Source organism: Halobacteriovorax sp. (assembly GCF_048381875.1).
Taxonomy (GTDB): Bacteria; Bdellovibrionota; Bacteriovoracia; order Bacteriovoracales; family Bacteriovoracaceae; genus Halobacteriovorax_A; species Halobacteriovorax_A vibrionivorans.
This window is the reverse complement of record NZ_JBLXBP010000002.1, coordinates 326,565-353,182: the sequence shown is the minus strand read 5'-3', so window position 1 is coordinate 353,182 and position 26,618 is coordinate 326,565. Positions and strand designations below refer to the sequence as shown.

Annotated in this window: 22 protein-coding genes; 12 read left to right on the top strand and 10 right to left on the bottom strand. The window is 34.3% G+C overall.

Features of this window, described 5'->3' with window-relative positions:
• Nucleotides 1-207: 207 nt before the first annotated feature.
• Both ACN5L8_RS05935 and ACN5L8_RS05930 read left to right on the top strand, forming a co-directional pair.
• Nucleotides 208-1,437 (top strand): TolC family protein, encoded by a 1,230-nt coding sequence (locus ACN5L8_RS05935; RefSeq protein ID WP_419172592.1) that lies wholly within the window; start codon nt 208-210, stop codon nt 1,435-1,437.
• Between the two features lie 12 nt (nt 1,438-1,449).
• Entirely contained in the window at nt 1,450-4,506 is a 3,057-nt protein-coding gene (locus tag ACN5L8_RS05930) for an efflux RND transporter permease subunit (RefSeq protein WP_419172591.1), read from the top strand.
• A 10-nt stretch (nt 4,507-4,516) separates the two neighbouring features.
• Here ACN5L8_RS05930 and ACN5L8_RS05925 read toward each other — a convergent pair whose 3' ends face one another.
• Nucleotides 4,517-4,813, bottom strand: coding sequence for a helix-turn-helix transcriptional regulator (locus tag ACN5L8_RS05925; protein ID WP_115361269.1), 297 nt, complete (start codon nt 4,811-4,813; stop codon nt 4,517-4,519).
• A 150-nt stretch (nt 4,814-4,963) separates the two neighbouring features.
• Between ACN5L8_RS05925 and ACN5L8_RS05920 the strand changes: the two genes are divergently transcribed.
• From ACN5L8_RS05920 to ACN5L8_RS05910, 3 genes are read left to right on the top strand one after another with little or no spacing between them, the layout of a single operon-like run.
• Nucleotides 4,964-6,457, top strand: coding sequence for a proton-conducting transporter membrane subunit (locus ACN5L8_RS05920; RefSeq protein WP_419172590.1), 1,494 nt, complete (start codon nt 4,964-4,966; stop codon nt 6,455-6,457).
• Nucleotides 6,457-8,970 (top strand): putative inorganic carbon transporter subunit DabA, encoded by a 2,514-nt coding sequence (locus ACN5L8_RS05915; RefSeq protein ID WP_419172589.1) that lies wholly within the window; start codon nt 6,457-6,459, stop codon nt 8,968-8,970. Before ACN5L8_RS05920 ends, ACN5L8_RS05915 begins: the two co-directional genes overlap by 1 nt.
• Nucleotides 8,961-9,383, top strand: a complete 423-nt coding sequence (locus tag ACN5L8_RS05910; RefSeq protein WP_419172588.1) for a hypothetical protein — start codon at nt 8,961-8,963, stop codon at nt 9,381-9,383. Before ACN5L8_RS05915 ends, ACN5L8_RS05910 begins: the two co-directional genes overlap by 10 nt.
• Nucleotides 9,384-9,386: 3 nt before the next feature.
• On the opposite strand, the gene ACN5L8_RS05905 is transcribed toward ACN5L8_RS05910, so the two are convergent.
• The 5 genes from ACN5L8_RS05905 to ACN5L8_RS05885 are packed head-to-tail and all read right to left on the bottom strand — an operon-like array spanning nt 9,387 to nt 13,688.
• Nucleotides 9,387-10,538, bottom strand: coding sequence for a glycosyltransferase family 4 protein (locus tag ACN5L8_RS05905; RefSeq protein ID WP_162929534.1), 1,152 nt, complete (start codon nt 10,536-10,538; stop codon nt 9,387-9,389).
• Nucleotide 10,539: 1 nt separating this feature from the next.
• Entirely contained in the window at nt 10,540-11,574 is a 1,035-nt protein-coding gene (locus tag ACN5L8_RS05900) for an NAD-dependent epimerase/dehydratase family protein (RefSeq protein WP_120404354.1), read from the bottom strand.
• On the bottom strand, nt 11,574-12,857 hold the full coding sequence (locus tag ACN5L8_RS05895) for a nucleotide sugar dehydrogenase (RefSeq protein ID WP_419172587.1): 1,284 nt from the start codon (nt 12,855-12,857) through the stop codon (nt 11,574-11,576). Before ACN5L8_RS05895 ends, ACN5L8_RS05900 begins: the two co-directional genes overlap by 1 nt.
• Nucleotides 12,858-12,870: 13 nt before the next feature.
• Complete coding sequence (locus ACN5L8_RS05890; protein WP_419172586.1) at nt 12,871-13,251, bottom strand: PilZ domain-containing protein; 381 nt, start codon at nt 13,249-13,251, stop codon at nt 12,871-12,873.
• The gene (locus tag ACN5L8_RS05885) at nt 13,248-13,688 is read right to left on the bottom strand and encodes a hypothetical protein (protein ID WP_419172585.1); all 441 of its coding nucleotides are present in this window, start codon (nt 13,686-13,688) and stop codon (nt 13,248-13,250) included. The genes ACN5L8_RS05890 and ACN5L8_RS05885 overlap by 4 nt, the downstream gene beginning before the upstream one ends.
• Nucleotides 13,689-13,856: 168 nt before the next feature.
• Here ACN5L8_RS05885 and ACN5L8_RS05880 point away from each other — a divergent pair, with 168 nt between their 5' ends.
• From ACN5L8_RS05880 to ACN5L8_RS05870, 3 genes are read left to right on the top strand one after another with little or no spacing between them, the layout of a single operon-like run.
• On the top strand, nt 13,857-14,573 hold the full coding sequence (locus ACN5L8_RS05880; protein WP_419172584.1) for a hypothetical protein: 717 nt from the start codon (nt 13,857-13,859) through the stop codon (nt 14,571-14,573).
• Nucleotides 14,570-16,048, top strand: coding sequence for a hypothetical protein (locus ACN5L8_RS05875; RefSeq protein ID WP_419172583.1), 1,479 nt, complete (start codon nt 14,570-14,572; stop codon nt 16,046-16,048). The genes ACN5L8_RS05880 and ACN5L8_RS05875 overlap by 4 nt, the downstream gene beginning before the upstream one ends.
• A 28-nt stretch (nt 16,049-16,076) precedes the next feature.
• Nucleotides 16,077-16,589: a polysaccharide biosynthesis/export family protein gene (locus ACN5L8_RS05870; protein ID WP_115361251.1), complete on the top strand. Its 513-nt coding sequence runs from the start codon at nt 16,077-16,079 to the stop codon at nt 16,587-16,589.
• Here ACN5L8_RS05870 and ACN5L8_RS05865 read toward each other — a convergent pair.
• From ACN5L8_RS05865 to ACN5L8_RS05850, 4 genes are read right to left on the bottom strand one after another with little or no spacing between them, the layout of a single operon-like run.
• On the bottom strand, nt 16,586-17,989 hold the full coding sequence (locus tag ACN5L8_RS05865; protein WP_419172582.1) for a right-handed parallel beta-helix repeat-containing protein: 1,404 nt from the start codon (nt 17,987-17,989) through the stop codon (nt 16,586-16,588). The genes ACN5L8_RS05870 and ACN5L8_RS05865 overlap by 4 nt on opposite strands.
• Nucleotides 17,989-19,218 carry a glycosyltransferase family 4 protein gene (locus ACN5L8_RS05860; RefSeq protein WP_419172581.1) on the bottom strand — a complete coding sequence of 410 codons (1,230 nt, stop codon included), beginning with the start codon at nt 19,216-19,218 and terminating at the stop codon, nt 17,989-17,991. Before ACN5L8_RS05860 ends, ACN5L8_RS05865 begins: the two co-directional genes overlap by 1 nt.
• On the bottom strand, nt 19,211-20,413 hold the full coding sequence (locus ACN5L8_RS05855) for an O-antigen polymerase (protein WP_419172580.1): 1,203 nt from the start codon (nt 20,411-20,413) through the stop codon (nt 19,211-19,213). Before ACN5L8_RS05855 ends, ACN5L8_RS05860 begins: the two co-directional genes overlap by 8 nt.
• Nucleotides 20,403-21,326 carry a lipopolysaccharide biosynthesis protein gene (locus ACN5L8_RS05850; protein ID WP_419172579.1) on the bottom strand — a complete coding sequence of 308 codons (924 nt, stop codon included), beginning with the start codon at nt 21,324-21,326 and terminating at the stop codon, nt 20,403-20,405. The genes ACN5L8_RS05855 and ACN5L8_RS05850 overlap by 11 nt, the downstream gene beginning before the upstream one ends.
• Before the next feature lie 400 nt (nt 21,327-21,726).
• On the opposite strand from ACN5L8_RS05850, the gene ACN5L8_RS05845 reads away from it, so the two are divergent.
• From ACN5L8_RS05845 to ACN5L8_RS05830, 4 genes are all read left to right on the top strand, one after another.
• Nucleotides 21,727-23,529, top strand: coding sequence for a polysaccharide biosynthesis protein (locus ACN5L8_RS05845; RefSeq protein WP_419172578.1), 1,803 nt, complete (start codon nt 21,727-21,729; stop codon nt 23,527-23,529).
• The gene (locus tag ACN5L8_RS05840) at nt 23,529-25,850 is read left to right on the top strand and encodes a NeuD/PglB/VioB family sugar acetyltransferase (protein ID WP_419172577.1); all 2,322 of its coding nucleotides are present in this window, start codon (nt 23,529-23,531) and stop codon (nt 25,848-25,850) included. The genes ACN5L8_RS05845 and ACN5L8_RS05840 overlap by 1 nt, the downstream gene beginning before the upstream one ends.
• 12 nt (nt 25,851-25,862) lie before the next feature.
• Nucleotides 25,863-26,072: a DUF4177 domain-containing protein gene (locus tag ACN5L8_RS05835; RefSeq protein ID WP_115361237.1), complete on the top strand. Its 210-nt coding sequence runs from the start codon at nt 25,863-25,865 to the stop codon at nt 26,070-26,072.
• Between the two features lie 250 nt (nt 26,073-26,322).
• Nucleotides 26,323-26,595 carry an RNA recognition motif domain-containing protein gene (locus ACN5L8_RS05830; RefSeq protein WP_115361235.1) on the top strand — a complete coding sequence of 91 codons (273 nt, stop codon included), beginning with the start codon at nt 26,323-26,325 and terminating at the stop codon, nt 26,593-26,595.
• Nucleotides 26,596-26,618: the final 23 nt, after the last annotated feature.

Below are 26,618 nucleotides of genomic sequence, written 5' to 3'. Positions count from 1 at the left end.
TGGCCGTTAAGGGTGAACTAGTTTGTGAACTCAACTGTTTTGCGTGCTGTTGGCCGTTATTCTTTTCATAATATCCATTCATATGTCAGTTTTATGTCAACTTAATTGAACTTGTAAGTAAAGCTTAATAAAATTCTTTAACTTATTATTAAAAAGGTTACGATTTGAGTAATTTAGGCTTGTCGTAAAAGTTCAGGAGATAAAACTTTGAGTCGAATTTATTTATTCACTTCACTATGCCTACTGTCACATTTTACAATAGTTGCCTCTGTCGAGGACCTCTATATAAAGTCACTTAAAAAATCAAAACAAGTTGAGGTCTTTGAATTAACAGAAGATAAGTCAATTTCAGATCTCAATACAATTGAGTCATCACTATATCCAAGTCTTGATATTGTTAATGAGAATACTTATGAAAACAGGTATCCAAATTTTTCCTCAACGAATAAGGAATTGGATTCTGAGGTTTATCTTTCGATGAAACAAAAGCTCTTCCAGGGTGGAGCTGAGTTTGCACTTTATGATTATAAGAAAGTTGTTCCTAAACAGGCCCGTGCTCTAAAAGAGAAGAATCTAGCAGCTTACTATAGTCAATTTGCTACTTTATATTTTCAAGTCTCTTCTGCTATTGAAGAATATGAAAGAATTGATGGACTACTTAGCAATCTAAGAAAAAGAGTTCGTATTGTTAAAAAAAGAACGAAGATTGGCCGTGATAGAAAGGCCGATCTTTTTGCCCTCGAATCCCAGCTTCATCGACTCGAAGCAAACCTCGTTGCAACTAAAGCATTAGTTAGAAGTTCGATAACAGACTTTAGAAATTTTTCTGGGCTTGATAAGATTGAAGGCTTAAAAAATCGTATTGATCCGCTAGGACTTAAGCTTTCAAAGAATGTTGATCTTGAGAATATTCCAGAACTTAAAAGTCTTAAGTTCGATTATGAAAGTTCAGTCCTTGAAAGTAAGATTGAAAAGGCTAACTTATATCCACAAATTGATTTAAGTGCTAGTTACAACCTCGATAAGAATGAGGGGGGAGATCGCGACTGGGGGGTAAGCTTAAATGTTACCCTTAATCTATTAGACTTTGGAGAGAGATCTTCAAAAGTTACTAGCAAAAAAATAGTCGAACGTATTAATAGTGCACAGGTTGATTTCACCAGACGTAATTCTATCAATCGATGGAATACTTTCGTTCGAAACTTTGAGGCAAAGAAAAATGAATTAATTACTCTTCGAAGAGCGCTGGATCGAAGTCGAGCAGCCTATCAAGAACAACTCAAAGATTTAGATAAAGGTCTAGTCACTCAAATTGAAGTTATCAGATCTCTTGATGATGTTATTGATCTTGAGAAATTAGCGATTAGATCATCTCTTGAAGTTAAGTCAATCTTCTATCAGGCCAATGCATATCTTGGAAATATTCCTAAGGGTTAAAAAAGGTTCAATATGAAATTATCATCAATATCGATTAAGAATCCTGTTTTCGCATGGATGCTAATGTTCTCACTAATCTTATTTGGGGCCCTCGGTTTTACGAAACTAGGGATAAATGAAAACCCTGATGTTGATTATCCATCGATTTCTATCTCTTATGAATATGAAGGCGCAACACCTGAAGTAGTTGAAAAAGATGTATTAGAGCCTGCTGAATCTATACTTGTTTCTATGCAAGGGATTAAAGATATGACCTCGACTGCTGGCCGTGGTCAAGGACGTATTGAATTAGAATTCTCTCTTGATAAGAATATCGACTTTGCATTACAAGAAGTTCAAACACTCCTAGGAAGGGCCCAGAGACTTCTTCCTGATACTGTTGAAACACCAACCGTGACAAAATCAAATGCAGCAGATGATCCTGTTATGTATTTAGCGTTAGTTTCAACAACATTAAATGAGCGAGAGCTAAATATTTTATTCAAAGATGGAATTATTGATCAATTAACAACAATTGAGGGGGTCTCTGAGGTAAGAGCATTTGGTGCCCGTGATCCAATGATGAGAGTTGATGTAAAAGCTGAAAAGCTTGAACAATATCAATTAACTCTTTCAGATATCGTAGAAACTCTCAAGCGAGAAAGTGTTGAGTTACCTGCTGGGAAATTTGAAACACCTGAAACCGAAACGAGTCTTCGTGTTCTAGGTGAAGGTCGAACAGTTGAAGACTTTAATAATATGATCATTAATCGTAGGGGAGGAAGGGCGAATTACGTACCAATAAGACTCTCAGACGTTGCCCATATATATGCTGGGGTTGAGAATCGAACTCGTATCTCTCGTGTTAATCGCACACCTTCCCTTTCTATGCCTATTTATAAGCAAAGAGGTGTAAATGCCGTAGAAGTTGCAGATAGAGTAAAAGAGCGTGTAAAGGAGATATCAAATAATCTACCAGAGGGAACAAATCTCTCTGTTAACTTTGATCGTACTTCTTTTATTCGTTTATCTATTAATGAATTATTACAAAACCTATTATTATCAGTTTTATTAACATCTCTTGTTTGCTGGCTCTTTTTAAACTCAATGTCAGCAACAATTAATATACTCCTAGCAATTCCAACGGCAATTATAGGAACATTCGCATTCATGTATTTAATGGGATTCTCTTTAAATACGTTCTCTCTTTTAGGACTGACTTTAGCAATTGGAATCGTCGTTGATGATGCCATTGTAATGCTTGAAAACATTGTCCGCTACGCCAAGAAAGGCCACGATAAAGTCCAAGCATCTTTTAAGGGGAGTAGCGAGATCGCCTTTGCCGTTCTTGCAACGACAGCTGTCCTTGTTGCTATCTTTGCACCAATTACAATGATGCCTGGGATAGAAGGGCGCTTCTTTAGAGAATTTGCTTTAACAATTTGTATTGCCGTAAGTTTATCTTCTCTTGAGGCCTTAACTTTAGCTCCAATGAGATGTTCTCAGTTTTTAAATGTTGCTTCTGAAGGGATCTTCATTCATCACTGGGTTGATAGTGCTGTTGATTTTGGAAAAAGAACTTATGTAAAATGTCTAAACTTTGCTCTAGGTCATCGAATAAAAATTCTCTTAACTTCTTTAGTCGTTATTTTTATTTCATTTACGTCTTTAAACTTTATCGATAAGGAATTTGCACCAGAGTCTGATCGAAGCTTTATGTTTGTGATCTTTATTGCTCCAGATGGAAAGAGTCTAGATTATACAAACGCAAAAGTGAAGGAATATGAGGCCATCGTTGAAAAGAATGAAAATGTTCGAAGAATGATTGTTGCCGTTGGTGGTGGACGTGGGGCCACGAGTGGAAATCGTGGCTTCGGTGTACTGATCTTAAAGGATCGCAACGAGAGAACCAAGACCCAATTTGAAATTGCCTCAGACCTTAGAAAAGAATTAGCTGGGATAGAAGGGATCAAGATTATTATTCGAGACCGCATGGGATCTGCAATTGGTGGCCGAAGAGGTAGTCCAATTGAATTTACCATTACTGGCCCAGATGCTGAGATTCAAGCTCAACTTTATAAGCAGTTAGAAAAAGAGATGCGCGAATCAAAACTTATGGTTGGTGTCCGTTCTGATGATATTGGTGAGCTTCCTGAAGTTCATATAATTCCAGATCGAATTAAAGCACAGCAAAGGGGAGTTGAAGTTAGAACAATTGCTGAGGCCCTAAACGTTGGTGTAGGTGGTGTTAGTGCAACAAAGTATACAGAGCGCGGACGTCGCTATGATGTCTTTGTTCAATTAAAAGAAGAAGATCGTACACGTGAAAATATATCTTCACTTCTGTTACAAAATAATCGCGGAGAATTTGTAACTCTAAATGATGTTGTAAAGATTGAGGATGCATTCGGTCCACAATCAATTTACCGAGAAAATAGAGCAAGAGGTATACGAGTTGATGCAAATTTAAATACTGATGTTGCTCAAAGTAAGGCAATCGCTTTTATAAAAGAAGTCAGTAAGAAGGTATTACCAAAGGGATACTATATTAAGTTTTCTAAGGACCTAAATGAATCTCTCTTCAGTGTTCTTATGATCATGGTCCTAGGTCTAGTAATTGCTTATATGGTTCTTGCCAGTCAATTTAATTCATTTTCAGATCCAATTACTGTTTTCTTGGCCATCCCATTTGGCTTGGCGGGATCTTTTATTGCACTATGGTTATCTGGAAGTACGCTAAATATTTATTCAATGATTGGTATTCTCTTAACGATGGGGATTGTTAAAAAGACATCAATTCTAATCGTAGAGTTCTCAAATCAGCTTAGAGATGAAGGTAAAGAATTAACTGATGCAATTCTGGTTGCTTGTGAAACTCGATTTAGACCAATTATTATGACAACCTTCACAACTCTTGCCTCGGCTTTACCTGCCGCTATTATTGTGGGAGCAGGCTCTGAAACGAGAAGGCCAATGGCCCTGGTTATTATTGGTGGTGTTTTCCTATCGACAATTTTTACACTAATTGTCGTTCCTTGTTTCTATTCACTTATAGCAAGGCCAAGAAGAAAGATTCTAGAAGAGGTGTAGTGCTGAATTATTAGCTATTTTTAGTTTTAGTAATCAGATCGATGAGATCTTGTAGTTGAACATTTGATTCAAGTGAGTGTCTTAAGGTTTTCTTGGGAACAATCTTGTAGCGATTTGAGCGACCAACTTTCTCCTTCATTATGTACCCTGCGTCATAAAGGTCTTGAATAATTCCTAGAACAGAGCGTTCGGTGATGCCAACTCTAGAAGCGATTTCTCTTACAATAATGTCCTCATTTGCAGCTATCAGCAGGTATACGTGCCCGTGATTACTAAAAAATGTCCACTTTGCTTCATTCTGGTTCATCGCCCCTCCACAAGCTTATAAGATACCGTATTTGCATGAAAAGATATACATGAAAATTATTACATGATATGCAATGCATGATAAAAAATACATGAAAAAAATTGCATGTATAGTGTTCTCCTGTTAGGCTTGCCTTGTTAAGGAGAATTTATGAACTCATTACAATACTTACTTCCCGTGCTACTTCTGTTGCCGATAATAATTTATAAGTTATCTGGGAGCTCAAAGAAGCTAAGCCTAGGCCTTGCTCAATTGCTTGGCCCGTTTGTATTTATTAGTTTTTCAATACTAAGTTATATTGATAAAAGTCCAATCCAGCTGACCATTTGGAACTTTTCTAAATACTTCTCAGTCGGTTTAAAGCTTGATGTCTTATCTGGACTAATCGCTGCGACAGTTTCAACCATCGGTATAGTCGTTGCTCGTTACTCAATTAGATTCTTAGAAGATGACCCTAAGAGCGAACAATTTAAAAAGAATCTGGCCTTTACGCTAAGTTTTGTATTCTCAATGCTTTTGGCACCAAATCTCGTCTTATTTTCTATCTCTTGGGCCGCCGCTTCATACTTTCTGCATAAACTGCTTACTCATTTTTCAAATAGGCAAGGGGCCATCAAAGCAGCAAGACAGAAGTTTTGGATAAATCGTCTAGGTGATATTTTTATAGTTATTGCAGGGGGAATTCTCTTAAATGTATTTAAAACTCTTGAGTTTAATACTATTTTTGCAATGGCCGAAAATACTTTCTTGATAAAAGATAATTACATATTACTAAATACTGCTTCAATCTTTCTTGTTCTTGGTGCAATGACAAAGTCAGCACAATTTCCTTTCCATCACTGGCTTCCAAATACGATGGAGACACCAACTCCAGTATCTGCAATTATGCATGCTGGAATAATAAATGCTGGTGGTTATTTAATAATTAGAATGGCCCCATTTTTATCGAGTACTCCATTAGCGCTTTCATTACTTGCAATCATTGGTAGCTTCACTGCATTTTGGGCAACTATTGTTATGTTTACTCAGGTGAATGTGAAAAAGAATTTAGCCTATTCAACAATTGCTCAAATGGGATTTATGATGCTTCAATGTGGATTAGGTGCCTTTTCCATCGCAACAGTTCATATAATAGGTCATGCTTTTTACAAGGCCTATGCATTTTTAAGTTCAGGTACAGCAACAGATTTTGGTAGGCTCAATCGTTATTTTCCAAAACAACAAATTACTAATAAATTTAGGAACTCTTTTCTTCTAGGTGCAACTTCTATTGTTTTAGTCGTTGGAAGCCTAATGTATACAGGCGTAAATGTCTTAGAAAACCCAGGGGTCTTCATTCTCTTAATTGTTTTGGCCTTAGCTGCATCTCAAATGATTTTAGATTCAAAAGATAAATTCCAAGCGGTGCTTTTTGCAAGCTCTATTGTTTTAATCTATCTCGGTTTAACAAACTTCATGACAATCTTATTAGAGGGAATTGTTCCGGCCAATGTATCAATGCCTGGAATCGTTGGAGTTGTAACAGTTCTTATATCTGCTGGCTTTTTCATAGCATTATATTTGATTCAAAATAGTTTAGACAAAATTTCTCAAACAGAAGTCGGTAAACAGATCTATGTGAAGGCACTAAGAGGAGGCTTCTAATGAACGAAATCGTAAAATTAGATAAAGAAAAAATTAGAAAAGAAGCTTTTACGTCTTTAAAGATTAGACAAGAAAAGTCTGTCATTGAGACTTTTCTTGAAGTAAGCAAGAGATTAACTCCTCTTTGGGATATACGTGACTATGTTGCTGTAAATCCTTTCTTTGGCTTTAAAGATAAGAACTTTCTCGAATTGGCCAAGTATATGCGACATATTTCAGGAAAAGATACTTTGCCTAAGAAAGAGTTCTTTCTAAAGAAATATCAATCTGGTGAAATTACAGAGTATGATCTAGAAGTTGCAAAAAAACTTTATCTAAAAGAAATTCATAACAATTCACTAAGTGATATTACGATAAAAGAGTTGATGGACTTTATAAGATCATCTGAAAGAAAAGTTTGTGACTTAAAGTTTAGAGCAGTTAGTGATCTTTATGATTTAGAAAATAATGAAAAGACTACTGAGTTAATAACTAAAGAAATCTCAAGATGGGCCTCCGCGTATTTTGATGAAGGTCAGGCCCTATGGAAAATAGAGACAAAGGATACAAGACTTTATACTTGGTGGAAGTCCCTCGTAAAATATGACAGGCCATTTGATGGAAAAACAAATCGATTCAATGAAATTGTTGAACTTCTTCCTGAAAGTCCCAAAAAAGCACTTGAATCTCTAACAGATATACTTTTAGAAAAGATATCCTTAGAACTAGATGATCTTTCAAATTATTATTATCGTCTCATTTATACGACGCTAGGTTGGAGTTCATACATCCAAAAATTTGAATTTGAGGCCAATCGCTCAGGAGAGAGTTCAAAGCTTAAGGAGATAGGAGGATTAATTGATATTGTTGTCATGAGAATGGCCTATGATATCGCTCTACTTGATGAGATCTCTGTTGTAAGCCTAGAGGGCCAACATTGTTCAAATAAAGATGATCATGATTTAGATCTCATTTATATTTGGTTAAATGCCGTTGAATGTGCCTACCGAAGGAGAGTTGAAGAGACAATTAAAAGCTCTGTTAATAGTAAGGATCTTAACTCTAGGCCCGATGTTCAAATGGCATTTTGTATTGATGTTCGTAGTGAAGTTCTAAGAAGACACCTCGAAAATAGCTCACATAAAATACAAACAATTGGCTTTGCAGGATTTTTTGGAGTGCCAATTTCAGTGAAGGGGCTTGGGCATAAAGGGAGTGATCAAAATTGTCCCATTCTATTAAACTCTGCCTATGAAATTAGTGAAGTGGAGACAAAAGATGAGACTTCACTTAAAAATAAAAAACAAGCATTTGCACAGACTCAGTATTTCAAAAAGAGTGTTCAAGCTTCTGCTAATTCAGGCTTTTCTTTTGTTGAAACACTTGGATTTTCTTATATCGGAAAGATTTTAAAGTCTGGCATCTTTCAAAAGAAGCCTAATCTCGATATCTCTTCAATGGGGCTATCTGAAAAAGACAAAGAGAATATTCAATTTGATTTTGAGAAAATTAAAATCGAAGAGAAAGTAAACTTGGCCTTTAATGCTTTAAAGAATATGGGGCTAACTAAGAATTTTGCAAAGTTTGTTTTCTTCATTGGGCATGGAAGTGAATCTTCAAATAACCCATATGCATCTGCTTTAGAATGCGGTGCATGTGCAGGACATAATGGACAAAGTAATGCCATATTCCTGGCCACAATTTTAAATGATTTAGAAGTTCAAGCTAAGTTAAAAAGTAAAGGAATTGAGATACCTAGAGATACTTTATTTATGTCAGGTTGGCACAATACTGTAAAAGATGAAATACATATTGATAAGTTTGAGGGATTAAGCCTTAAGCAAGGCCAAGAGCTAAGTTTGTATGAAAAGAAGTTCAGAGAAGCCTCTAAGAATTGTCAGAAAGAAAGAGCAAGAAATTTACCAAATTGTTCAAAGCTTAAGGATAGTGAATTAAGTGGGGAGCTTTTTCAAAAGGCAAATGACTGGTCTGAGATTCGTCCAGAATGGGGACTTGCTAGAAATGCATCATTTGTGGTTGGTCGCAGAGAATTAACAAGAAGTTTAGAGCTTGATGGAAGGGCCTTCCTTCATGACTATGATTTTGAACAAGATAAAGATCTTTCGATTTTAGAGCTTATTATGACTGCACCAATGATTGTAACGAATTGGATCAATATGCAGTATTACGCAAGTACAGTAAATCCTCAAAAATTTGGTGCAGGTAACAAGGTTCTAAATAATGTTGTTGGTGGAATTGGCTGTATTCAAGGTAATGAAAGTGATCTGCTTGGAGGATTAACAGAACAATCTGTTTTATATAAAGGTGACTACTTTCATGAGCCTTTAAGACTTCAAGTCTTTATTGAGGCCGAGACATCAGCAATTGACGAAATTATCAGTAAACATCAAATGGTTAGAGAGCTGATTTCTAACAATTGGTTAAAAATTATATCGATTAATCCTAAAAATTTAAAATTTAAAATATTTCAATCAGACTCTTGGATTGAACCAAAGGAGGACTTGTGGAACTAAATATCGGAGAAGTTTCAAATCAAAAATTTGATTTTATTTGGGGTAGTCCAATGAATTCAACTGATGTTGAGGTAACATTACCCGATCTTTCTAAACTAGAATATTCTGTTTGGGGGGACTGGGGACCAATGTATAAATTTAATCTTACAGATCAGGCCGTTGTTAAGATAAAGTATAATGAAGATGAGTATAATAGCTCTCAAAAGCAGCTAAAGATTGAATCTCCAATGCTTGCTCGAGAAAGGGATGAACTGCCTTTTTATATTATTGTAGAAGATCAGTCGAAAAATCTAAAGTTTAAGCTTTATATTGATACTGATTACAATTTAGCTAAAGTGACGGAACATAGGATTAGAAATAATGTATATACCTATGAAGAGGTCAGTGAGAATAGTCAGATAACAACTCTTTAAGAATTAGGTGAGTGATTGATAAAATGACTTTCTTTGTTGGTCAAGGATTTCATTTTGGTATGTTTTTGCGACTTCAATATTTCTCTTTGATTTTTCTTTGAGCATTTTATCGTTAGAGCAAAACTCAAGAATCTTCTCACTTAATTCTTCCACACTTTGTGGATCAACTAAGTCATCTGAGTCAAGTAACTCTTTAATGCCACCAATTGTACTTCCAATACACGGAAGTCCTCTTGCCATTGCTTCCACCATACTTCGTGGTAGTCCCTCTGAAATTGATGTGAGGATATAAATATCGTGCTCATCAAGAACAGCTCTTACTTCTTCTCCACCGTTTAAAAAGCCAAGAAATGTAACCTTATCACTTAATCCTAAGCTTTTCACTAAGCTCTCAAGCCCATCTCTTTCCTTGCCATCTCCAACTATTGTTAGGCTAATGTTTTTATTTCTTTGTAAGGCCTTGTAGAATGCCTTAATTAGTGTATCAGGTGATTTTACTAAGTACTCAAGAGAACCAACAAATAGAAGCTTCTTATTTTTATTAAAAGATTCTTTTTCTGCAACAATGTGCTCTGGAAGTAGAGAAATGGACGAATAGCTAAATTGCTTATCTCTATTTTGATTTGGGTAGAGTTCCTGAAGAAAAGTCTTCGTTACGTAGGAGCTACTCTTTGCATGAAAGATTTGCGTTTTCACATTCTTTGTTAGCCAGTACTGGAAAAAAAGTCTTAGCGGATGTTTGTAAGAGCCTTTTTTAAAAGTATCGTACGGGTTTCCTACTAGCTCAATCCCATACTCGATATTATTTTTCATCAGAAGTGGTTGAAGAATATCTGCTATCGTGGATGGAACTCTCATAATATAAGCTTCATTAGGTGAGATAATCTCTTTTAATTTCTTTCTTATTGCTCCTCTTTTAAAGAAGTAATCTTTTGGCCCAAGAAAGTAGGGGATCTCTGTAAACGATACACCTTCTCCTGTTACTGGTTTTAGGCCTTCTTGTGAGTCAGTGTCTTCTACCCGTGCAATTATATTTACGTGCTCAAATGTCATAAGGTATCTTTGCCAGAACTTATAATCGAACGATGACTTGGTCCAAACTTGGCCATTATATCTAACGAATCTAAAATCCAGTGTGATATTTACTCTTTTCACTTTATATATTCTCTTTTTTAGAAAGATAATATTGAACAGTTCTTTTAATTCCTTCCTCGATATAAACCTCTGGTTGATATCCTAGTTTTTCAATGCTTTTAGAAATATTAGCTTGGGAATTCTTTATATCTCCCTTTCTGAAATCCTTGTAAGTGATTTCACTTACTAACTCTTTTCCTGAGTATACTTTTATATTGTCTAGGATGAGTTTTGATAGTGTATTAAGAGATGTTGTTTTGCTAAGGGCGCAATTATAAATTTGTCCAAAGTTATTCGTATCTGTATTTAGAGATGCTTTAATATTTAGTTGAATAACATTGTCGATATAGCAGAAGTCACGACTTGTTTCTCCATCTCCATAAATCTCTAGTTCTTTACCGGTTAGAGCTCGCTCTATCCATTTTGGTATAACTGCTGCATAAGCTCCGTTTGGATCTTGTCTTTTCCCAAATACGTTGAAATATCTAATTCCGATTGTAGGGAGTCCATAAGTTAAATTAAAAACTCTTCCATAGAGCTCACATACATGCTTTGTTACTGCATAAGGAGATAATTGTGTTCCTATTGAATCTTCTATTTTGAAATCTTTTTCATTGTCACCATAAACTGAACTACTTGAAGCAAAGACAAATGATTTTACATTTGCTTGTCTTGCTGCGTTTAGCATATTGAAGGTACCATCAACATTTGATTGATGACTTAAGTCAGGGGAGTTAATTGATCTAGGGACAGAACCAAGAGCAGCTTGATGAAGAATGTGGTCAACATCTTTTGAGACTTTCACACATGTCTCAAAGTCTCTAATATCACCCTCATGGAAGTGAAAGTTATCAATATGTTCATTACAGACCATTTTTACTTCTTCAATATTTTCTCTTCTTCCATTTGAAAAATTATCAAGACCAACTACTATCTGATTATTATTTAATAAGAACTCACAAAGATTAGACCCTATAAATCCAGCGGCACCAGTAACAAGCCATTTTCTAGGCTTCTCTCTTAGTTGCTCTGATAGAAGTTGTAAGGATTCATCCATTAAAGACTCCAATATGTGTATTCGGTATTTGTTTTAATTGTATTTGGGCAAATATTTTTAACATCAACTATAATGGGAGGTTTTCCCGAAAAGACTTTTACTAAATCTTCTTCTGATAGGTTCAAGAACTCTCGATGAGCTACATTTATTAAGAGTAAATCAATATCTCTTAATTTATTAAACTCTTGAATCTCTTTGTCATATTTCATTAGGACTTCTTCTTGATTACAATGTGGGTCCACTAAAATTGTATTTGTAGCATACTCATTGAGTTCTCTAATTATATCTTCAACTTTTGAATTTCTTAAGTCGGGACAGTTTTCTTTAAAAGTTAAGCCTAAAACTGCTATATTTGCACCTTTTACATTAACATTATTCTGAATAAGGAGCTTTATTGCCTTTTGTGATACATGTGTAGCAATACTATCGTTAACCCTTCTTCCCGCATTTATAATTTGTGGAATAATTCCTAGTTGTTTTGATTTATATGAAAGGTAGTAGGGATCTACGCCAATACAGTGGCCACCAACTAAACCTGGTTTAAAATTTAAGAAGTTCCATTTTGTTCCTGATGCTTCTAATACTTCGCTAGTATTAATATCCATTTTATCAAATATCAAAGCGAGTTCATTGATTAAACCAATATTTACATCACGTTGAATATTTTCAATGACTTTTGAGGCTTCTGCGACTTTAATTGAAGTCGCTTTAAAAACATCTGCTTCAATTACGCTTGCATACATTGAAGCAATTTCTTTTAGACTATCGCTACAACATCCAGACACTACTTTCGTTATTTTTGTAAATGTGTGTTCCTTATCTCCAGGATTAATTCTTTCTGGAGAATATCCTAAGAAGAAATCAATTCCAAACTTAAGCCCTGTTTTTTCTTCTAATATCTTTGCACAAATATCTTCTGTAACACCTGGATAAACTGTTGACTCATAAACGACTGTGTCTCCCTTTTTTAAAACTTTTGCAACTGCTTGAGTTGCACTTATTACAGGAGTTAAATCTGGTGTTTTAAAACTGTCGATTGGTGTTGGGACAGTGACGATGAAAAAGTTGTAATCAGACGCATCTTCGATATTTGTTGAAAAATTCATTTCAAGCGCTTTTAATTCGTCTGTCGTAATTTCTCGTGTACTATCTTGATGATTTCTTAGTTCTTCAACTCGTTTTTTTGATATGTCGATGCCAATTGTACGATACTTCTTAGCAAAGTTATATGCTACCGGAAGACCTACGTAGCCAAGACCAATTACACACACACTCTTTTCCATGAATACCTCAGGCTTATAGACTTACGTCTTTTATCTCTTTCTTTTTCTTATTATACTTTTCTTTATACTTCTTTTCGATTCTCTGAGTGGAGTGAACTAAACTTTTCCATAGGTTGAAGTTGTAGTAGTCATTAAACTTTATTTTGAAGCCAATAAGTTTATGATCACCATCACTTTGGATCCATACTTGGTTTAATTCCATTTTGATTTGCTTATCAGCAAGGTGGAGATATAGATTATCAATATTTTCACTTAGATTAGTTTTAATGAGACAGCCACCTAGGCTTATATTCATTAGTTTTACTTGAACTCTCTTATTGTCTTTAATCGTATATGCGACAATTTTATATGATTCAAATGGGTAGCGTTGAAAATCTCTACTGTGCTTTTTCACTTAAACTCACTTGTATATAGTATGCGGTGATAATATTTACTAACGTCTTCTTTAAAACTCTTTGTTTTTAAATATTCTAATTCTTCGTCAAGAAGCATATGAACATCGTCTATTGTTATTGTGACGACTTTTCTCAAGTGGGGCTGCCAGTCAAGAATGATGGCCATTGAAAGACTTGAACCATTTTCAATAATTCTATTATCTACGTCTAAATCAATGATTTCGTTTGTAATAGCAAGAGTATTTGTAAGGGCAGTGATCTCATAGATTGAATAGGTATTGCCCTTGTGAAACTCAGGCTTTGATGATCTTTTATGGGCGCTAAATATACACTTTATAAAGTCTGAAGAGTCTTTTGAGATGAATAGGCCCAGGCTAGAAGTGAATCTAGTAAAGTCTATATTATTATGTTTTGTAGTAGGACTTGTTTCAACCATCCACTCATTATATGCACAATAAAATTTATATTCTGCTATGTGGTAGAAAATGCCCTAGTCCTGCACTATGTCTTTTAGAGAGTGGAATATAGTACCTCCTTAAGGAAGTGTTAATAAATATTATGTATAATTAAGGCGAATTTGATTTTAAATAAGTCCTGAGGTCATATGACAAGTAGCTTGAAAAATAAAATCTTAGTTTTTGAAAATATGCATAATCAAAATGATTATCCTAATATCATTAATGAGAATGTAGTCGATATTTCTGAGGGCAAGAAGGATTTGAGTTCTATTTACTATCGTATCAAAAATAGAAAGGACCTTCATAGTATGTCTCGCGTAATTAGTGAGACATCAGAAGAAAGTAAAGTTTCAACTATAGTAGGGATGATCGATAAGCAAAGGCTTGAGGATATCATTGTATCAATATCAAGCTGTATTGATGTATGTTTTAAAAAGAAAGTTCTAATTATCTCGTATCAAGATATAGGTCAAAATATTAAAGACATAACACTTAACGAGGCAAGTATAGAACTTAAAGGCCCTACTAAAAGGTCTCTAAATACAAAAAAACTATCAGAAAATATTTCAGTTTTAAATTATAGCTATTTTCTTTCTTTATTTGTTGGAAACTCTCATGCTCTTGCTGGTGCAATGAAACAGATTACTTCAACATTTGATAAGGTCATCTTCTTACTTGATGATAAAGAACTCACTGATCTTGGTGTTGATGATAGAGCTCCTATTTTACTTTCTTCACATTGTGACTTCATTGTAAGAGAGCGTAAAACTAGACTTAGTACAGTGAAAAAGAGTACTGAATATCTAAAGTCTTTAGGTGTTAAATTAGGGGGAGTGATTTACGCTAAAGAGGAAATGCTATGAAAAAACTGACGCTACTTTTAAATAAAGATTCAGTAATAAACTTCTCTCTTTTGTTTACTCTATTGAGACGTTATTGGATTGTAAATTCAATATGTGTTTTAGTAAGTGTTGGTGCATTGGTTAGTTTTTATGTTAATCAAGATAAGAACTATGTTAGAGAGATTCATTTCAATTCAAAGCTAGATAATGTAAATCAAGAATCTAAAATCTCTCAAATAATTGGTATTAATAAGATTGATGAAATAAAGAGTTATCGTTCTTTAGTGGAAAGATGGGACTTCAAAGTCAGTATCGCTCAAGATATTATGGCCGTTGAAGATATTAATGAGTTCTATATAGAAGATGATAATGGCGATAAGAAAAACTTGCGTTCAGTTTACGAGTACTGCTCGTATAACAAAGAGTGTATTAGTCGATATATTGCAGAAAATATTCAAAATAATTATAGCATTAAGCAAAGTCCTCGCTATGGTGGTTATGTTCTTTATTCAAGAGGTAAGAACAAGTTTACGACTCTAATTATTCAAGATTCTATTGTTAAAAATTTAAAAAGCATTAAGTTTAATTCAAACTACATTTTAGCAAAGGAAAAAATCCAGGCGCTTGAAAATGAATTAGAGAAGAATGAAAAGCAACTCCTAGATAATCACAATATTATCAATGTCGGAGCTGATTCAAGAATCTCTGACCTTGATGAAGTTATAAGAGAGCAGGAAAAGAGCCTTGCAAAGAATAAAGAGCTTCTCTTTTCTGTCGACTCAGACTTAAAGTTTTACAAAAAAATGAAAAAGGTATCCTTTTCTGGAAAAGATCGTTCATTAATTAGAAAGAAAGCTGAAATAGAGCAACAGATTGTAGATGTGTCTAAGAATATTGATTTACTAAAGTCTGGCTCATTGGCCGGTAATTCAGAGATCATTGTAAGCTTAAAAAAGCAGCGAAGTGACTTGGCCAATGAGCTTAAGAAACTTAAGGTAAGTGATGCCTCTATAACTGATGATAAGAAGAATAAAACTATTGAACTTGAAAAAATACCAGAATTAATTCAAAAAAAGAAAACGCTTAGTATTCTAATTAGTAAATTAACAGAGCAGATTAGTGAGAATAAGATAAAAAGAGATAAGCTATTAAAGGATAGAAATCTTAATACTATTACTAATGATCAACTCAATCCTCTTAAGAGTACTATTGTCGATATTAGAAATAAGATTAGAGAAACGCGTAATAGCCTAAACTCAATACAGAATTATTTAACTTTTAATATTTTAAATCCAAAGATTGAGGATCAAAAGAAATTTACACTTAAGCTGTTGATTTTATTGAGTATAATCCTATCTGTTTTCACGGCCCTCGTATCTTGTTTCATCTGTTACTTCCTCGATGATCGAGTCTATTCACATGAAGAGATACAAGTCTTTTATCATGACGCAAAAGATCTGGGGATAGCACCTGAAATAACAAAAGTTTCTTGCTAAGGTTTATTTGTTTGATTAAGATATTTCTATGAAATTGATCACTATTAGCTTAATCATCTTGAACTTTTGTTTCACTCCAGTCGTGCAAGCGGCCAATAATATTGACTTAAATTCACTCGTCTTACCAACTGAAGTAAAAGGACTTGAGAAGAAGTCTGGTTCACTTTATTTTTCAAAGTCAGTTAAGAATGAAGTACTCATTCCGACTAACTTTTGGGGGGAAGTAAAATCAGCAGGTTTACACTTTGTTCCAAAGGGAACAAGCCTAATAAACGGTCTCTCTCTTGCTGGGGGAGCAACAGGTGATGCTAATTTAAATGAAGTTAAAATTACTCGTAAGAGTGGAAAAGAGCTTAAGACAATTGAATTTGATCTTAGTAGCGGTGGTGATTTCAATAGCCACAACTTTCAATTACAGCCAGGTGACGTTGTCTACTTAAGAAAAGAGCGATTCTACGAAAATAGAATTTGGTATACATCAATTCTTTCAATTCTTGCGACAACACTAGGTTCATACTTAATCTATAAGAAAATCGACTAATTGATTAGATTATTCACTACTTTTATATTCTTATTCTTCTTGTTGTAGAAAATCGTTTCCTTGTGATTTGAACTTATTATATTACTGCTAATAACGGCCTTGCTAGATTTATCCTTTTGATCGGTAATTGCAATGGCAACTTTTTGAAGTCCATTTATATTTTCGATATTATTAGCACTTATAATACAATTTTCTACACCTGAGCTTAGAATTGCATATCCTTCATCCTTATTGCCATTATCAACGAGGTTATTGGCCGAAATCGTGACATTCTTTATGGCACCTTGATCCTTTTCAAGGTTCGCTAAGAAGATTCCTCTAGAATTATTCTCACTAATAATATTGGAACTAATAACTAGACTTTCAACTCCATGTCTTATGAAAATTGCAGCATTTCCTCTCTTGGCACCAACCGTACCTGCTTTTTTGATAATATTATTGGCAATGACAAAGTCTTTTACCTTTGTTGTTTTGCTAGCTCCTGAAGATATGTGAATAGCGCTATAAGCGGTGTTTAAAATCTCATTTCCTGAAATTACCACCTTTCCAGTAGCACCAGTGCTATCCGGAGAGACTCCCTTAACCTCGATAGCATTCTTAGAGCAATTCTTAATGATATTATCACTTATAATCAGCTCCTCTCCACTCCAGTAAGTATCAATTGCATCTTGTGAGTCTTGATGTTTCTTTATTCCGATATCATTAAATAAGTTCTTTGAAATAATACATTTCTTTATTCTCTGTCTTAATCTAATACCATCATATAAAGTCTCCTTAATGATATTGTCAATAATCTGGAGATCCTCAACACTGTGTAGATACAAGGCCCTTGAATATTTACCGCTGAATATATTTTTAGAGATGACAATTGATTTAACGGGGGACTTATAAGTTAATTTAAGATCTGAATCAGAATTTTTGTCTGCTGAGATAGAACAGTAATGACTACTTTCAAATTTACAATTATGAATTCTAATACTTTTGCTACTTTCTCCAATAATAATGTCAGATACTCCATTGGTGTACTTTGTAGCTTGTGATTTAAAAACAATCCCATTAACTTCACAATTGCTCCCCTTGGTTAGGAGAGTATAACTTGATTTATTTTTGCGAATAAGTGTTCCATTACCGTGTATTTTCGATTGATCCACAACGATATCACCGGCGATAAAACCGTGTTTCGTCATAGGTATGTAGGCACTTGAGTTTGCTTTTAAACATTCCTTGATAGCACTTGAGGCATCTGTTTTTCCATCACTTAGTGCTCCATAATTTGTTATGTCATCGGCGCGTTTATCACGACTTGTGTTTATCTTAGAGTTTTTCTTCGTACTTGTTTGGCCAAATATTGGTGCAGCTATACTTAGTCCAATAAGTTTTAAAAAGTGTGATCTTTTCATTATGGGTTGACCCTTTTAAGATATTTCTTTGAAGAGTATTCTTCATATGAATTTTGTATACTCATAATCTTCTTATATATTTCTAAAATCTCTTTGGCAGTCCTTTCAACATTAAACATATCGAGAACAAGATTTTTTCCATTTAATGTATATTCAATCGCATTCTTCTTGTCTTTAATTACTTCTAGGATTTTATTAGCAACTTCTTGTGGATTATCTCGTGACGTAATAAAGCCTGTATACCCTTCAATAATGATCTCTGGGATACCTCCTGTTTTACAGCTTATAACGGGTCTTTGTGCAAGAAGAGGTTCTATAACACCACCACAGCTTTCTGAAAGGGGGAGGTGAATAGCGTAGTCGAGGTTTTGCCAACCTTTTGCTGCTTCACTTGGAGGGATCTTTCCAGTGATAACGATATTCTCTCTTTCATCGACCGGAATTGATCGTCTTAGCAATTGTTCGTATGAAGTTGAATCTCCCCACTGTCCACCAATGAAGAGCCCTTTTATTCTAGGCTCTTGTTGCCTGGCAATTTCGATGGCCTTAATCATGACTTCATGATTTTTAAGGCCTACTTTTTGTCCGAGAAACTTCTTAGGTGGATAGATATAACAGACATTTCCGATAACAATGTCACTATCCTTGAATCCGTATTTATTTCGTAAATGATGATCTCTTTTTAAGAGATTACTATCAGAAGAGTTAAATTGACTATAGTCATTACCGTAGTAGCTGAGATCGATACGCTCTTCATTTATTCCGCTTTTGATATAGAGACTTTTGATATGTTTAGAAGAGGCAATCCAGCGGTCATTCTTTCTTGCTGAAAATAGATCGATATATTTAAAGATAGCGTGTTCAAGATGAAGAGGCCCTGGAACTTGAAATATTCGAGTAGGTTTTAACCTAAAAGATGCCATTCTCATATGAATAGTGTTGATAAAGAAGTGGCTATGAATGATATCAGGATTAACTTCTTTAATTAATCTTCTTAAAGAGAAGATAGACTTTAGAGTTTTAAAAGGGTGCAGAGGATTTATTACTGAATCTAGGGTATATATAGTTGCACCACTTTCTTTCCATTCATTATAGAATTTACCAGTATTATTATTTAAGACAACATGTACATCAATCCCACAACGAACAAGAGACTTTACTTGATGAAGTGCCCAACTAGCACCTTCAGTTGTTTTTATAATTTGCATAACTCTTATGTCTTTATTCATGAGTCGCTACTTTTCCTTGTCCTTTCGTAATGAAATTATTGGCCTGAATGATTATAAAATAAATGATGATTGCGTATAAATTCCCTTTAAAAAAGGCCAAGGAATCATTTCGAAAGCAATACATCGTAAATCCGTGAAAGAATACACTATAGTATTTAAAGAACTTTCCACGATTAATATTATAGTTACAATATCTTTGTATTAGAACGATAATGGCAAATGTTATAATAACGCCAATATATCCAAAATTCATATATCCTTCAGCATCTAGGCCAAATCCATATCCAGAGTCTCCACCAGGGGCATAATTATCTTTTAACCAGGCAAGATTATTATAAGAAGATTTATAGATAAAGCTTGGAAGTAGACTTAAGAAGCTGTGTAGATAAGTCTCTCCGTAAAAGAAGTTATATTTTATATCAACCATTTTTGCTGTAAACGCGTTTACGAATAAAAGTGATCCCTGATTAAGAAATGATTCAATGTAGTTCGTTGTTTTCTGAGTAGCATCTCTGAGTAAGAATATCAAAGTACCACCAATCCCAAGAAGAGATAGTGATGAGGTCAGAATTAGCTTCTTTTTAAAACTTGTTCGATGGTGAATTAGGAGATGTCCTACGATTGAAAATAACGGGAAAATGAAATCTCTTTCTCCTGTAACCAAGCAGTATGCAATATAAGTAAAGAAGTTTAAAAAATAGAATCTTCTTGTTTTATTCTTTCTACACAAATAATAAAATGACGTAAGAAATAGTTGTAGTAAGAGATAGATATAGTGTATCGAATTACCAATTAATGAGATCTTTGTAACTTTGTCTATATTGAGACCAATCGTTACAATTTTTGTAATATTAAAAACTGCTAAGAAAATAAAAGCGATAAAGATCCAGTTTAGAAGAGGGAAGTTTTCTCTAACTTCTTCAATTTCTGTGTTTTTTGGCCTTATTAGCACTGATAAAGTCGACATCGTTGCAATGGCGCATAGGAAGTTCGTACTTGCTATATGGATGTAGTCCTTAGGTGTTCCAAAGTAGATTCCGTTTCCGAGGATAAGGTTTAGAATCGGACCCATTGAAAAGAAAAAGTAGAAAAAGATAAAGTATGTTAAATGGTCCTTCCAACCATTGATGAAAAACTTTATAACGAGAATTATTAGACATAGATAAAAATGATATTCGATTAATTCAAAATTCATGTCGTAATTCTCTAACTTTCTTTGTGATAAAAACTATATTAATTATAATATAAAATGCCTGAGCAATAATGAATGCATCAAAACTACCTTCTATTTCACTACCTTTAATTAAAACCATGGCCACCGCAAAGTGAACGATTAAGGTTAAAGAAGTGAAGAGAAAGCTCGTCTTATAAGATCTTAAAGCAATCACAAAGTAGTTTATCATGATAATAGCAATTGCTTGAGGAATGATTATATTCAAATAATGTAGGTAATGGGCATACTCAGTGTATTTTGTACCAAAGATCAAATTGTAGATGAATTGACCAATGAGTTCATTAAATAGAATGAATGATAAAGAAGTCATAAAAGCAAAGATAATATATGACTTAATCATTTTTCGTGTCTCTACCTGACTATTAAGTGATAGTGATAACTTATTAAGTGAGACTTGAATGAACGAGTTTGTAATTATAATTATTGAAGAATAGAAAAAGAAAAATGTTGAAAAGATGGCAACACTTGTTTTGTCATAGTAGAAGTCTAGAAGATATCGTGGAATATTTGCATTTACAGAGTTAACAAGAGAGGCCAGGGCAAGGGGAGTGGTTAGGATTGTGATTCTCTTTATATAATCAGTTTTAAATGAAAAACTTCGTATAGAGGTCTTTAGATCAATTGCAAAGAAGATTGTTGTAATTAACAGTATTCCTATTAAGAAATGATCAATGGCCATATTGGCTTGAATATTGGCTACAAGACAAATGATGATTATGAAAAGACTTTTCAAGGAAAGACTTACACCAATATAGCGTATATCCTTTTGTCTTTGTTTAACTGTATAGGCCAAGTCAGAGAGTAGGTCACCACCTCTTATTAGCATTAATAGAATAAATACACTGTTATCAACGTTTGGAACGAACAATTTCAATATTAATAAAGAACAAAGAAAGTAAATTATCGTTGACACTATTCTATGAGTAAAAATATCCGAGACATTTACTTCTTCATTATGACTGTTAAAAAAATTTCTTAGTGAGAAACAGAAGAAGAGAGTGAGTGGTGCAAGGTAAGATAGTGAAAGTGCGTAGTCCCCGAGAGTCTCTGTCGGATAATTATTACTAATTATCTTAATTATTACCCACTGACATAGTGAATATGAAACGATTCCTATTGTATTAAAAATAGGCAAACTTTTATTTTTTAAGATGCTCTTCATTCCTATTAATAATAACTTAACGCAACTTTATTTACATTAAGGATAAATTTACCTTGTTGATGTTTATAGCGCGTCTGGCTAAAATTTATTTAACTTTTTGTGTGGGGTATTTGTGAGTTTTTCCTATGTCGTAAATATATTCTTTAGACCAGTTTTGGATCTGCTAATTATTAATACATATTTAGTAGTTTTAGGATTGGTGAGGCAAGAGTCTTTCTTCGACAATTATCTTGAATTCACTTCACTTTTTATCTTCTTCAGTGTTGTAACACAGAGTAATTTAGACTCTTGGAGGCATACGACTCCATTTAGTATCTTAAGAGCAGCTACTGCTCTAACTGCAACTTGCTTTTCATTACACTTTGTTTTTAATGTTGATCAGCAGTTTCTATTCAGTCTCTATTCTGTATCACTTGTGACTATGCTTATCTCGAGAATTGTTCGTAAATTAATTTTTGAAAACGCAAATAATCACAACTTTCAAAGAACACTTATTATTGGAAGCGATAAGAAAGCAGTCTCTCTAGCAAATCATGTTAATAAAGAAACACATAATATCGTTGGGTTCGTTGATGATTTTGATGTCAATCTCGTTAAAGGAAAGTTTAAGGTTCTTGGAAAGATTGAGAACTTAAAAGAAGTAATCCAAGAATTTAAAATCAAAGAAGTTATCATTATTGATTGCAACTATTTTAATAAGTCTAAGCTTATTAAAGATGTATGTAATGAGCTATCAGTTACGATTTCAGAAGCAAACCTATTTTCGGGTCAAAACTTTAAAATTAATAAATTAGAGCTTAATTCACTTCTTGGGAGAGAGCCTAAGGAAGTGGACCTCTCTGAGCTGGCCGTTTCAATTGGATCTGCAAAAGTATGTGTAACTGGAGCAGGTGGAAGTATCGGTTCAGAATTAGTTAGACAATTGACATTAATGCAGCCTGAAGAAATTGTTCTAATTGAAAATTGTGAGTACAACTTATTTAAAATTACAAATGAGGTTAAAGCATTAAACCTTGAAAATACAAAGATTATTCCACGCATGATTGATATCACAAACATGGAAGCCTTACGAAGCTGTTTTCAAACTTCATGTCCTGATTATATTTTTCATGCAGCAGCCTATAAGCATGTGGCACTAGTGGAGAGTAATCCAAAAGAAGCAATCGTAAATAATGTTTTAGGTACTAAGAACTTACTAGATCTTTCAAAAGAATTTCCTATAAAGAGCTTTATTCTAATCTCAACAGATAAGGCCGTTAACCCAACTTCTGTAATGGGTGCCACTAAAAGGTTATGTGAAATCCTTTTAGCTTGTTATGCAAAGGAGAGTCGTTGTGAGTATCGTGCAGTACGCTTTGGAAACGTTCTTGGCTCAAGTGGATCTCTAATTCCAATTGTAATGGATCAGATCTTAAATAATGAAAAAGTAACTATTACTGATATTCGAATGAAGCGCTATTTTATGACTATTCCTGAAGCTGTGGGACTTGTTCTAAATAGCTTAACAGTGTCTGAGAATGCTTCGTTATGTGTTTTAAAGATGGGTGAGCCTATTCGTATCATTGATATTGTTGAAAGACTTGCAAAAACAATGGGGAAGACTCTTGATAGCCTAAATATCGTTTTTACTGGAATGAAAAAAGGCGAGAAGCTTTTTGAAGAACTTTATTTAACTGGTGAGGAACATCAGACTTCTCATGATGATATTGTCACTCTTCCAAATTGCGACTGTGGTAGCAACGTTGATGATGAGATTTCTCGTAAAATGCTAATGAAGCGTATTAATGAAATTATTCTGGCCGCAATTGAGAATGACCAAAATTGTATTTTGGAGATGTCGCAATTAATAAACGAAACAAATAATACGATCAATAATAAGTCTGGCTTTATTGTTCAGCTTGGTGAGGCCGGGTAGTGAAAAGAGCCTTTGATATTGCTTTTTCAATTTTTGCAATTGGAATTACTTCTCCTATTTTAGTCCTCGTATCATTTCTAAGTTTACTTATTCAAGGGCGCCCAGTTTTCTTTATACAAGAGCGTGTTGGTTACAAAAATAAAATTTTTAAAATGATTAAGTTTAGAACGATGAGTCTTGATACTTCACTTGATGAGTCACAAAGAATTGGCTTTTATGGGAAAATGCTAAGAAAGTTTAGCATTGATGAGCTCCCTGAGTTCTTTAATATTCTCTTTGGTGACTTAAGTGTTGTAGGCCCAAGACCACTTCTTAAAGAATATTTACCATTCTATACAAAAGAGCAGGCGAGAAGACACGATGTAAAACCTGGTCTAACTGGTCTTGCTCAAGTATCAGGTCGAAACTCTCTTTCTTGGAATGAAAAGTTTAAATTTGATATCTCTTATATTGAAAAACAGTCCTTCATCTTTGATATTAAAATAATTTTAATGACAATAAAGCAGATGATTAAGCCTGTCGGTATTAATTCTAGTAAAACAAAGAGTATGGAACGATTCGATCATCCTTTTTATTTATTTGGGGGTGGTGGCCATTCGCTTTCAGTACAATTTGCGGCCGAGGAAAGTGGCCAAGATATATACGCAATCTATGATAAAAACTTAGATAATATTCAAGCTCTTCATTCTTATAAGGAAGCAATTTTAACAGATTCTCTGCCTGTGAATATTACAGGAGTTCGTGGGGTTCTAGCAATTGGGAGTAATTCAATTAGAAAGAAGCTTTCACAAGACTTATCAGTTAAATGGGAAACGATTATACATCCTAGTGCTACGATTCATGAAAGTGCTGTCATTGGCCATGGAACTGTTGTTCTAAGTGGTGCATATATTGGCCCTAACGCTGTCGTTGGTAATCATGTCATTATCAACACTGGATCTATTGTTGAGCATGATTGTGTCGTTGAGGACTTCTCACATATTTGTCCTAATACAACTCTTTGCGGAGGAGTTCATATTGGTGAGTTGACTATGGTTGGAGCAGGCTCTGTCGTAAAACCTCTTGTAAAAATATGTTCTGAAGTTGTTATTGGACTTAATTCTAGTGTTATTAAAAATATTGATAAGCCGGGGACTTATATAGGTCAGCCAGTAAGGAGATTACCTGTGAATAAAGAAGTTGAAAAAGCAGATATTAGATTATCAATGGCAAAGCCTGTTATTGAAAAAGATGATATTGACGGTGTTGTTTCAGTTCTAGAAAGTGGTATTCTTTCTCTTGGACCAAAGGTTGAAGAGTTTGAAAAAAATATTCAGGATTATATTGGAGTTAAAGAAGCAGTCGCTGTAAGCTCTGGTACTTCTGCTCTTTATTTAGCTCTTCTTGCCCTTGGCGTAGGAGAGGGAGATGAAGTAATAGTACCTTCTTATACTTTTGTTTCATCTGTTTCAGTTATTCTTCATGCAGGTGCAACTCCTGTCTTTGCTGATATTGAAGACGTTACTCATTGTGTATGTCCAAGAGATATTGAAGCAAAGATAACGGATAAAACTAAGGTTATTCTTGGTGTTGATATCTTTGGTCATCCTGCAAATTGGAAAGAGATTTGTAAAATTGCTAAGAAACACAACCTCAAAACGATAGATGATTCTTGTGAAGCACTAGGTGCAAAAATAGATGGAAAAATGGTTGGTACATTTGCAGATGTTTCTACATTTGCGTTTTATCCAAATAAGCAAATCACAACAGGTGAGGGTGGAATACTTGTTACTGATGACGAAGAAGTGGCAATGCATGTAAGGGCCTTAAGAAACCAAGGAAGAAGTAGCATGGGGGGATGGCTCAAGCACGACTTTCTAGGGTTTAATTGCCGAATGAGTGAGCTAAGTGCTTCACTTGGTGTTACTCAACTTAATAAAATTGATAAAATTCTTGATGATAGAGAGCGCGTTGCTCATATGTATAATGACGCCCTAAAGGGGCATGAGAATCTTACTCTTCAAGTAATTGATGAAGGGGTGACGATGAGCTGGTTTGTCTATGTGGTCAAACTTGGACGTGGTATAAGCCGAGATGCTGTTATTGAAGAGCTTGGAAAAAGAGAGATTCCTGCTCGAGCATACTTTGATGCAATACATGAGCAACCATTTATGAAAAACTTTAAAGTAGATACCTCTGGGCTAGAAAATACAATTGATATTAGTACACGAACACTAGCTCTTCCTTTTCATGGAATGATGACAAAAGAAGAAGTTGATTTTGTATCGAAAAACCTTATCGAGGTTATCGATTTACTAAAGCCTCAACTTGCTGTTGCATAGAATAGGTCGTTGATGTTTAAAGAGTATAAAGTCGAAACAATTTCAGAGGGCGGCCTAGGAACGGTATTCTTAGGCGCCTCTAATATTCCTGTAAAAAAACTAGAAGCTAGAATTAATTTCTTGGCCACACAAGGTTGGCAGGTGGTTTTTCAAGTTATCGAAAAAAAGCGATTTCTCTTATTTTGGCAAAGAGAGACAGTTATTCTCACTGTAGGAAGATAAAACGAGTATTCTATAAATCCTTCTTTTATAAAATATCATCATCTAAGGCTGTGTAATCATAGATCAAAAGCATTTGTTTGTTATTAAAGACATTGTAGTGTATACTAAGAGAGTCCGAAGACGTCTTTATAGCTCATGTAGCTCATCATCACTGTTTTATAAACTTCTCTAGACCAAAATATTTTAAATATAACTCGTAACCTTTTACGAGAGAGACATCATAGTCTCATCACTTACCTTGGAGGTAAAAATGAAATCAAACATCTACGTAGGAAACCTTTCATATAATATTGAAGATTCTGAATTAAAAACACTTTTTTCTAATGTTGGAGAAGTTGTAAGTATCAACCTAATTAGAGATCGTGACTCTGGCCGTGGTAGAGGCTTTGGATTTATTGAAATGGAAAATGGAGAAGATGCTAAAAAAGCTATAACTGAACTTCATGACCAAGAATTTATGGGAAGACCATTAATTGTTAATCTAGCAAAAACACGAGTTAAAGAAAGAACTAATCGTTACTAGTCTTTTATTTGAACAACTGGGCG